General features: G+C 44.5%; 9 protein-coding genes and 1 pseudogene. 3 read left to right on the top strand and 7 right to left on the bottom strand.

Annotated features, from left to right (window positions below; genetic code table 11):
* Positions 1-2 precede the first annotated feature (2 nt).
* The 6 genes from K0625_RS02205 to rpsB form a co-directional block, all read right to left on the bottom strand.
* Positions 3-860 (bottom strand): phosphatidate cytidylyltransferase, encoded by an 858-nt coding sequence (locus K0625_RS02205; RefSeq protein ID WP_012325882.1) that lies wholly within the window; start codon positions 858-860, stop codon positions 3-5.
* A 15-nt stretch (positions 861-875) separates the two neighbouring features.
* The gene (gene uppS, locus K0625_RS02210; protein WP_220108159.1) at positions 876-1,670 is read right to left on the bottom strand and encodes a polyprenyl diphosphate synthase; all 795 of its coding nucleotides are present in this window, start codon (positions 1,668-1,670) and stop codon (positions 876-878) included.
* 80 nt (positions 1,671-1,750) lie between these two features.
* Complete coding sequence (gene frr / locus K0625_RS02215; protein ID WP_012325884.1) at positions 1,751-2,308, bottom strand: ribosome recycling factor; 558 nt, start codon at positions 2,306-2,308, stop codon at positions 1,751-1,753.
* Between the two features lie 70 nt (positions 2,309-2,378).
* Positions 2,379-3,116: a UMP kinase gene (gene pyrH, locus K0625_RS02220; RefSeq protein WP_012325885.1), complete on the bottom strand. Its 738-nt coding sequence runs from the start codon at positions 3,114-3,116 to the stop codon at positions 2,379-2,381.
* Positions 3,117-3,202: 86 nt separating this feature from the next.
* Positions 3,203-4,051, bottom strand: a complete 849-nt coding sequence (gene tsf, locus K0625_RS02225; RefSeq protein WP_012325886.1) for a translation elongation factor Ts — start codon at positions 4,049-4,051, stop codon at positions 3,203-3,205.
* A 132-nt stretch (positions 4,052-4,183) separates the two neighbouring features.
* Positions 4,184-4,912 carry a 30S ribosomal protein S2 gene (rpsB, locus tag K0625_RS02230; RefSeq protein WP_012325887.1) on the bottom strand — a complete coding sequence of 243 codons (729 nt, stop codon included), beginning with the start codon at positions 4,910-4,912 and terminating at the stop codon, positions 4,184-4,186.
* A gap of 327 nt (positions 4,913-5,239) precedes the next feature.
* Between rpsB and map the strand changes: the two genes are divergently transcribed.
* The 3 genes from map to dapD all read left to right on the top strand — a co-directional run bounded on the left by map (position 5,240) and on the right by dapD (position 9,694).
* Positions 5,240-6,037, top strand: coding sequence for a type I methionyl aminopeptidase (gene map / locus K0625_RS02235; RefSeq protein WP_220108160.1), 798 nt, complete (start codon positions 5,240-5,242; stop codon positions 6,035-6,037).
* A gap of 79 nt (positions 6,038-6,116) precedes the next feature.
* Positions 6,117-8,696 carry a bifunctional uridylyltransferase/uridylyl-removing protein GlnD gene (gene glnD / locus K0625_RS02240; protein ID WP_220108161.1) on the top strand — a complete coding sequence of 860 codons (2,580 nt, stop codon included), beginning with the start codon at positions 6,117-6,119 and terminating at the stop codon, positions 8,694-8,696.
* A 173-nt stretch (positions 8,697-8,869) separates the two neighbouring features.
* A complete protein-coding gene (dapD, locus tag K0625_RS02245; RefSeq protein ID WP_220108162.1) occupies positions 8,870-9,694 on the top strand; it encodes a 2,3,4,5-tetrahydropyridine-2,6-dicarboxylate N-succinyltransferase in 825 nt (274 codons plus the stop codon).
* Between the two features lie 94 nt (positions 9,695-9,788).
* Here the strand turns inward: dapD and K0625_RS02250 are convergent.
* Positions 9,789-9,853 (bottom strand): annotated as a pseudogene (locus K0625_RS02250) (IS200/IS605 family transposase); the annotation flags it as partial.

The following is a 9,853-nucleotide window of genomic DNA, read 5'->3' on the forward strand; positions in this document are numbered from 1 at the left end:
AGTTACATCCAAAATGCGATATAGATTAGTGTAAATATAGGCAGTGCGGCCGTTAAACTATCGATACGATCTAGCACCCCACCGTGACCTGGTAATATCTTGCCTGAATCTTTAATCTGAGCAACACGTTTAAACATACTCTCAGACAGGTCGCCAACGGCAGAAACCAAGGCCACAAAAAGTGTCACACAAACCAGTAAGCCTAACTCCTGCTCAGGAGAAACCTGCATGATTCCCACCACTATCAACATACTCATGGCCAAACCGCCAACTAAACCTTCGATAGTTTTAGCAGGGCTCACATTTGGCATTAATTTAGTACGACCCAGTGCCTTCCCTGCAAAGTAAGCACCACTATCCGTTGCCCACACAACTAACATGACCAAAAATACAAGAGAGCCGCCATAGTATGGATCCACTTGAGTGCTCAACCCCTTAAGTGCAACAAGGGCTGTGTAGCATGGAATGAGAGTGAGTTGTCCAAACATAGACTTAAACATGTGACTTTTTTGCCACAATGCGGCGCTTTTAGGGAAAGAGATCACTAAAAGAAATGCAACAGCCCACCAGATAGCACCAATGAGAATAATCGAAAGAAACACAGGATGAAGTTGACCTTTAAACCAAAGTTCATCACTTGGAACAAACAGGTTAAGTGCGACCAGCAAAACACCTATGGTGATGGTAAAACTCCACTGCGTCATTTGACAGCGTTTATCGATTATCTGCCCCCACTCCTTGGCTGCGATCAGAAATACACCTATAAGAGCCCAGGAGAAGTATTCTGTGGGGAGCCCAAAAATAGCCCCCAAAACCAAGGGAATTAACCAAATTGCCGTTATTATTCGTTGTTTTAGCAAAACTGTCCCTCTAAATTATTTATTTTCTTGCAACGACTCTATTTGACAGCCTGTCAAACCAAATCGACGTTGCCTTGAAGCAAAGGTCGCTACTGCCTGTTTAAAAGCATGCTCATCAAAATCCGGCCATAGCGTATCAGTAAACACTAGCTCTGCGTAGGCAGCTTGCCAGAGAACAAAGTTACTGATGCGGTAATCGCCACCTGTACGGATCATTAAATCAACTTCAGGCTGATTTTGCATGCTTAAATGTTGGCTTAGGGCCTCTTCAGTGAACTGACTGCTGCTCATTTCACCAGATTGTACTTTTTCAGCTAACGTTTTAGCCGCTTGCATGATATCCCAACGACCACCATAGTTAGCAGCCACATTGAGGACCATGCCAGTATTCTCAGCGGTCTTCTCTTCCGCCGCAGCGATCTGCTTCTGTAGTCGTTCTGAAAAACGGCTAGTATCACCTATGATATTCAGCCTTACCCCATTTTTATGTAGCAGCTTAATCTCTCGTTGAAGCACGGTAAAAAACAGCTCCATCAAGAGGGTGACCTCTTTGTCGGGTCTACGCCAATTTTCACTCGAAAATGCGAACAGTGTTAACGAGTCAATCCCCATCTCTCTGGCTGTACTTACCGCACGCCTCACTGTTTTCACACCCGCTTTATGCCCCATGACCCTAGGCTTACCCTGCGCCTGCGCCCAGCGACCATTACCATCCATAATGATGGCAACATGCTTGGGAATAGACAGCTTAACAAGTTCTGCGAGCTCTTCAGCAGAGAACTCAGGACCAGATTGGGAGTCGATCGACATCTATTACAACCCTTTAAATAGACAAACGCCGTGTAGTATACCTCTACACGGCGTCTGAACTCTAGTTTCTTAGTCCTAGATTAGACTTCCATCAACTCTGCTTCTTTTGCAGCCAATATCTCATCAATCAGTTTAATGTGTGCATCGGTAAACTTTTGCACTTCATCTTCACTGCGGTGTACATCATCTTCTGTACACTCTTTCTCTTTCTCTAGGGCTTTAACATCTGAGTTAGCGTCACGACGAACGTTACGAACAGCGATACGGCCGTTTTCAGCTTCAGCACGAACCACTTTGATGAGGTCCTTACGACGCTCTTCAGTCAATGCAGGAAGTGGAACTCTAATTGTCGCACCAGCAGACATAGGGTTTAGACCTAAATCTGAGCTCATGATCGCCTTCTCTACAGCTGGGATCATCGTGCTATCAAATACTGAGATAGCCAGAGTACGTGAATCTTCAATAGAGACATTACCCACTTGCTTTAGTGGCGTTAAAGAGCCGTAGTAAGGCACTTTAATCGAATCTAGTAGGCTTGGATGTGCACGGCCAGTACGAACCTTAGCCATCTGTGTCTTAGTCGCTTCAACGCATTTATCCATGCGATCCTGAGCATCTTTCTTAATTTCATTTAGCACGTTAATTATCCTTTATAAGTCTCTGAATGCTTAATCTATCTAATCTAAAGCTAACGTATCAATGACAAGCTTACTCGGGACGGCTTGCCCTGATCATAGTCCCTTCATGCTCACCCATAATAACGCGGCGTAGAGCACCAGGTTTGTTCATGTTAAATACCAATAGAGGCATATCGTGATCTCTCGCCATGGTAAACGCAGCAAGATCCATCACTTTTAATTCTTTTTCAAGTACTTCATCGTAACCCATTTCGTCGTACTTTACTGCATCTGGATTTTTAACAGGGTCATCTGAGTAAACGCCGTCTACTTTTGTGCCCTTTAAAACGACTTCAGCTTCGATCTCAATACCGCGTAAACAAGCAGCAGAGTCGGTTGTGCAGAATGGATTACCAGTACCCGCAGCAAAGATAACTACACGGCCAGATTTTAGTAAGCTAATCGCTTCTGCCCAGTTGTAATCATCACATACGCCTTTAAGCGGAATTGCAGACATCAGTCTTGCATTTACATAGGCACGGTGCAATGCATCACGCATCGCCAAGCCGTTCATCACAGTTGCTAGCATACCCATGTGATCACCCACTACGCGGTTCATACCAGCCTGTGCTAGCCCTTCCCCACGGAACAAGTTACCACCACCGATAACAACACCTACCTGAATGCCAAGCTCAACCAGTTCTTTTATCTCCTGAGCCATACGATCCAACACTTTAGGATCTATGCCAAAGCCTTCTTCGCCCATTAGGGCTTCACCACTGAGTTTAAGAAGAATACGTCGAAATGCAGGTTTAGGATTCGTGCTCATTGTTATTGTCCTGATTTTTGCCGATAGGTAAAATACGATAAGACCGCAGCGGTTGCTACGGTCTTAGGGGTGCTTGATTAAGGAGATTAAGCCTTAGTAGCAGCGATTTGTGCAGCAACTTCTGCAGCAAAATCTTCTTCTTTTCTCTCGATACCTTCGCCAACTTCTAAACGAATGAAGTTTGAAACGCTAGCGCCTTTCTCTTTAAGAACTTCGCCAACAGTTTTCTTAGGTTCCATGATGTAAGCTTGGCCAGTAAGAGAAACTTCACCGGTAAACTTCTTCATACGACCAATAACCATCTTCTCAGCGATTTCAGCAGGCTTGCCTTCATTCATAGCGATTTCGATTTGAAGTGCTTTTTCTTTCTCAACAACTTCAGCAGGAACGTCAGAAGGATTAACATACTCAGGCTTAGAAGCAGCAACGTGCATTGCAACGTGCTTAAGTGTTTCTTCGTCAGCTTCACCGGTTACAACAACACCGATACGCTCACCGTGACGGTATTGAGCAAGGTTTGCACCATCGATGTACTCTACACGACGTACGTTGATGTTCTCACCGATTTTAGCAACAAGAGCAACACGAGTCTCTTCGAATTGAGCTTTCAGATCTTCGATTGTCACTTTAGATGCAGCAGCAACGTCTAGCACTTCGTTAGCGAAAGCTAGGAAGTTAGAATCTTTTGCTACGAAGTCAGTTTGACAGTTAACTTCTAACAGCGCGGCATAACCTTCGCCATTCTTAATTAGGATTGTACCTTCAGCAGCGATGTTACCTGCTTTCTTAGCAGCCTTTGCAGCACCGCTCTTACGCATGTTATCAATCGCTAGTTCGATGTCACCGGCTGTTTCAGTCAGTGCTTTTTTACAGTCCATCATGCCAGCGCCAGTGCGGTCACGAAGTTCTTTAACTTGGGCAGCAGTAATTGCCATTGTTAAATCCTCTACAGATAATTCTACAAATTCACTAGATATAAAACAGGGGCCAGTCATGTTAGATGAGAGGGCCCCTGTTCACCAATCAAGTATCTTGGTTAATATGGGAGATGAAAATCATCAGCCTTATTATTCAGCTTCGACGAAACCGTCTTGCTCAGCTTGTACAGCTAGGTCTTGGCCACGGCCAGCTTTAGCAGCGGCAGCAACAGACTCAGTGTATAAACGGATAGAACGCATTGCGTCATCGTTACCAGGAACGATGTAGTTGATACCGTCTGGAGAAGAGTTAGTATCAACAACAGCTACAACTGGGATACCCAAGTTATTAGCTTCTTTAATAGCGATATGCTCATGGTCAGCACCGATAACGAAGATAACGTCAGGTAGGCCGCCCATGTTCTTGATACCACCAAGAGATTTTTCTAACTTCTCAAGCTCACGAGTACGCATAAGCGCTTCTTTCTTAGTAAGCTTGTCGAAAGTACCGTCAACAGACTGGCTCTCAAGATCTTTAAGACGCTTGATTGATTGACGAACTGTTTTCCAGTTAGTCAACATACCGCCTAACCAGCGGTGATCAACGTAGTACTGATCACAAGAGATAGCAGACTCTTTGATAGCTTCGCTTGCAGCACGCTTAGTACCAACAAAAAGAACTTTACCTTTCTTTGATGCAACGTTGCTGATGAAAGCAAGTGCTTCATTGAACATAGGCACAGTGTGCTCTAGGTTGATGATGTGAACACCATTACGAGCACCGAAGATGAATGGCTTCATCTTTGGGTTCCAGTAACGAGTCTGGTGACCGAAGTGAACACCGGCTTGTAGCATGTCGCGCATTGAAACTGTAGTCATTTTAATACCTTAATAATTTAGGGGTTAGACCTCCACGTATCCCATATCTCCGACCTTCTAGAGGCACCCCGGAGAATGTGTCGACACGTGTGTGATTTAGTATTTACAAGTTAGCCATGTATAATGGCCGCCATCTTAACTCTTCACCCCAAGCAAGTTGCTAGAATTCTAAATGCAGAGCATTAAGAGTCACTTCGCATTTGCAAAAAGAGGTGCTAGAGTCAAACATAACGGCGCGCTTTATACCATATTAGGATTACAAACACAAATTTTTGATGTAAATTGCACGCTGAATTCGTCATGAAATAACCCCCGAGAGATAGCTTAATGAGTATAGTGATAAAGACTGCTGAAGAGATTGAAAAGATGCGCGCCGCGGGCAAGCTGGCTTCTGAAGTTCTAGAGATGGTAGCCCCTTTTGTAAAGGTGGGTGTGACGACGAATGAGCTTAATGAAATTTGTGCAAAATTCACTGAAGAGAACGGTGCTATCTCTGCCCCTCTCGATTATCACGGCTTTCCAAAATCGATCTGCACATCGGTCAATGACGTTATCTGTCACGGCATCCCAAATGATCGCCCACTAAAAGACGGTGACATCGTCAATCTGGATATCACCGTAATTAAAGATGGTTACCATGGTGACACCTCTAAGATGTTCCTTATCGGTGATGTTAGTGCTAAAGATATGCGTCTTTGCCGTGTCGCTCAAGAGAGCCTCTACGCCAGTATCAAAAAGGTTCGTCCAGGAATGAAATTAGGCGAAATTGGCACCATTGTAGAGAAATTTATCAAAGGTAAGAAAACAGGCCTTGAGAAGTACAGCATAGTCAAAGATTACTGTGGCCACGGTATCGGCGCGGGTTTCCACGAAGAGCCTCAGGTCATGCACTACAAAAACAATGACAAAACTGTTTTACGTCCAGGTATGTGCTTTACCATTGAACCTATGATCAATGCCGGACGCCACACCTGTATCCTAGATAAAGAGGACAACTGGACTGTGACGACCTCAGATGGTAAAAAATCAGCTCAGTGGGAACATACACTGTTAGTGACTAAAACAGGGGTCGAGGTATTAACGCTTCGTGCAGAAGAGGACTTCCCACGGATAATTAATCACTAATCTCAAACAGACTGATGACCTAACCAGTGCAGGTTTTATCAACTGATTAGGTCATGTTTAGCGTATTTCAAGGGACTCGATGACCACTTCACCAGCGCTACTCGCCAAAGCAGCACTACTCGAACAGAATAATGAACTACTCTCTCAATTTCGTCTTAAGGGAGATATCAAACAGTTAGTGGCTCAGCGCTGTCACTTTGTCGACCAACTTTTGCAACAACAATGGGCCGAACAAAAACTCGATACTTTTCCTATCGCACTGATCGCCGTTGGCGGTTATGGTAGGGCCGAACTACACCCTCAATCAGATATTGACCTGCTGTTTCTTATCGATTCACAGCTAAGTCCAAACGCTGAAGCCGCACTCGGTGAATATATCGCTTTTCTATGGGACGCAGGCCTCGAAGTTGGACACAGTGTTCGCAGTATTAAGGAGACCATTGAACAGGGAAAGAGCGACGTCACCATAGCCACAAACCTTATTGAATCAAGGTTACTATCTGGCCCAAATGCCTTATATCAAGCTTTATATGCAAGTATCAGGGATGATGAGTTCTGGCCCCCAAGCAAATTCTATATCGCCAAACGAGATGAGCAATTTGCCCGCCATGCCAAAGCCAGTGCTTTTGACCTAGAGCCGAACCTGAAAACCTGTCCCGGCGGATTAAGAGATATTCATACTGTCGCTTGGGTGGCAATGCGTTATTTTGATGCCTCAAAAACAGAAGATCTGGTTGGCCATGGTTTCTTAGAACCCGATGAACTGGAGGAGCTGCTGGAGTGCCAATCATTCCTGTGGGAACTCAGGTTTGCCCTGCATATCATCTCTGGCAGAGATGAAAATCGATTACTGTTCGATCTTCAACGCCAAGTCGCAGACCTTCTCGGTTATGAAGACTCGACTCAACTGGGTGTTGAGCAGATGATGAAGCGTTACTATCAAACGGTTCGCCGAGTGATGGAACTCAATCAGATGCTGCTACAACTGTTTAAACGAGCCACGCTTGGTCATACAAAGGCTCTTGAAATAAAACCTATTAATCAAAACTACCAGCTACGTGGAAGTTTTATTGAAAGCTTAAACGAGTCGCTGTTTGATAACCCAGTTGAGATTTTAAACTTGTTCTTGCTTGCTGCAAAAAACTCCAATATTCAAGGGATTTATGCACCGACACTAAGAAGTTTAAGAAAGGCAAGACGCTCGCTAACTAGACCTTTAATGGAGATTCCTGAGTGCCGCGCCGTATTTTCAGAGATATTACGTCACCCTCGCGGCATAGCGTCACTCTCACTCATGCACAGACATGGTGTGCTCTCGTCATACCTGCCTGCATGGCGAGAGATTGAAGGTCAGATGCAATTTGATCTATTCCATGCTTATACTGTCGATGAGCACACCCACAGGCTTTTGCAAAATATTGATAGGTTCTCCCAAACTGAGCAGAAAGAGGAGTTTCCCTTAGGCTCAGTACTTATCAATCAACTCCCTAAAAAAGGGCTCTTGGTGTTGGCGGCCATTTTCCATGATATTGGTAAAGGCCGAGGTGGCGATCACAGTAAATTAGGCGCTGTAGACGCACTGGAGTTTTGTAAACTACATGATCTTAACGATCATGATGGCCGACTGGTTAGTTGGCTGGTTGAGAATCATCTAGTCATGTCCGTCACAGCTCAAAGACGCGATATATCCGATCCCGATGTGGTTGGAGAGTTTGCCGATAAAGTGCGTGATGCGGTACATCTTAGCTATCTCTACTGTCTAACTGTGGCTGATATATGTGCAACTAACGAAAAAACCTGGAACAGCTGGAAAGGCTCGCTACTTAGAGATCTCTACTTCTCAACACAGAGGGTGCTTGCCCGGGGTAAAGAGAAGCCTGTCGATATTCGCGCTCGAGTCCGAGAGCATCAGGCTAAAGCAAAAAAAGAGCTACTCAGACGTGGCGTGAAAGAGAAAGGCATAGACACACTTTGGCAGAGGTTTAAAGCTGACTATTTTTTAAAACATCAAGCCAACCAGATAGCCTGGCACTGTGATGCAATTTTAAAACATAAGCAGACCGAGCCCTTAGTACTTATCTCCAAACACACCACTCGTGGTGGCACTGAGCTATTTATCTACGGTCAGGACAAACCTAAACTGTTTGCCACCGTCATGGCGGTTTTAGATAATAAGAATATCGATGTTCATGATGCCACCGTCATGGCCTCAAAAGATGGTTATGTACTCGACTCCTTCGTCATTCTTGAACAGGATGGGACACCGGTATCTCAAATATCACGGATTCAGAGTCTCAGAAAAGCCCTGATAAAAGCCCTCAACAGTGATACAGCCAAGTTACCCAAGTTCAAAAAACTATCACGCCAGATGAAGCCTTTTAATGTGCCGACTCGGGTGAGTTTCCTGCCCTCGCGTCGCAGCAGTACAAGTATGATGGAGCTTATTACACTAGATAGTCCTGGGTTACTGGCAAAAGTAGGAGATATTTTATATCGCTGCCAGATCCGGCTACTGGCAGCAAAAATCACCACCATAGGTGAACGCGCTGAAGACTTTTTTATGCTACAAAACATCGATGGTGAAGAGCTTAATTCAGAGCAGAAGGGCTTGCTCCAGGAGAGCCTAATTAAGGCGTTTTCAAAGCAAGCTAAGAGTTAATAGCAAGAGAAATAGGTTATCAGTTTGCTGATTAATCATCAGAAAAGTGTCAGTTTGCATGAATTATGCTAATTGATTCTTTTATATTTTCTCAGAGCAAAACAATTTTAGATGACTTGAGTATATAATCATTGCTCGACAAATTTAATCAATGACACAATTGGGAGATTTTAATGGAGGCTTTACGCCAACGCATAGAAGCAGCTTTTGAAGTGCGCGCAGAGATTAGTCCAAGTACTGTGGAGCCAAGTGTACGTGCAGATGTTGAGAAAGCAATTAACATGCTCGACACAGGTGAAGCTAGAGTTGCTGAAAAGATTGATGGCCAATGGTATGTTCACCAATGGCTGAAGAAAGCCGTATTACTCTCATTTCGTATCTTCGATAATGGTGTTATCGATGGAGCAGAAACTAAGTACTTCGATAAAGTACCAATGAAGTTTGCCGATTACGATGAAGCACGCTTCAGAGAGGAGGCGATTCGCGTCGTCCCTCCAGCAGCCGTCCGTAAAGGCTCTTTTATCGGCAAAAATACCGTATTGATGCCTTCATATGTCAACCTTGGAGCATATGTTGATGAAGGCTCTATGGTCGATACATGGGCGACAGTTGGCTCATGTGCTCAAATAGGTAAAAATGTACACCTTTCTGGTGGTGTTGGCATAGGCGGCGTATTAGAGCCACTACAGGCTGGACCTACCATTATTGAAGATAACTGCTTTATCGGAGCACGCTCAGAAGTCGTTGAAGGTGTGATTGTAGAAGAGGGTAGCGTTATCTCTATGGGCGTATACCTAGGACAAAGTACACGTATCTATGATCGCGAAACGGGTGAAATTCACTACGGACGAGTTCCTGCTGGATCTGTCGTCGTATCAGGTACCCTTCCCTCTAAATGCGGAACTTATAACCTTTACGCTGCAATCATAGTTAAAAAAGTCGATGCTAAAACTCGCGGAAAAGTGGGGATCAACGAACTGCTCAGAATCGTTGACTAAATCTTTTAGCTGTTAAGAAATGGCTTCGAGTAAGTAAAGAATCCACCTTCTGAAGAAGGTGGCTTTGCATTAGCCCCCTAAAAGGGGGCGTTGTCTACTTCAAATCTAATTGCGGCTGCTCCTGTTTTTCAACCTTTTCTTGATGCCTTACATATCTTC

The organism is Shewanella nanhaiensis, from assembly GCF_019457885.1.
Lineage (GTDB): Bacteria > Pseudomonadota > Gammaproteobacteria > Enterobacterales > Shewanellaceae > Shewanella > Shewanella nanhaiensis.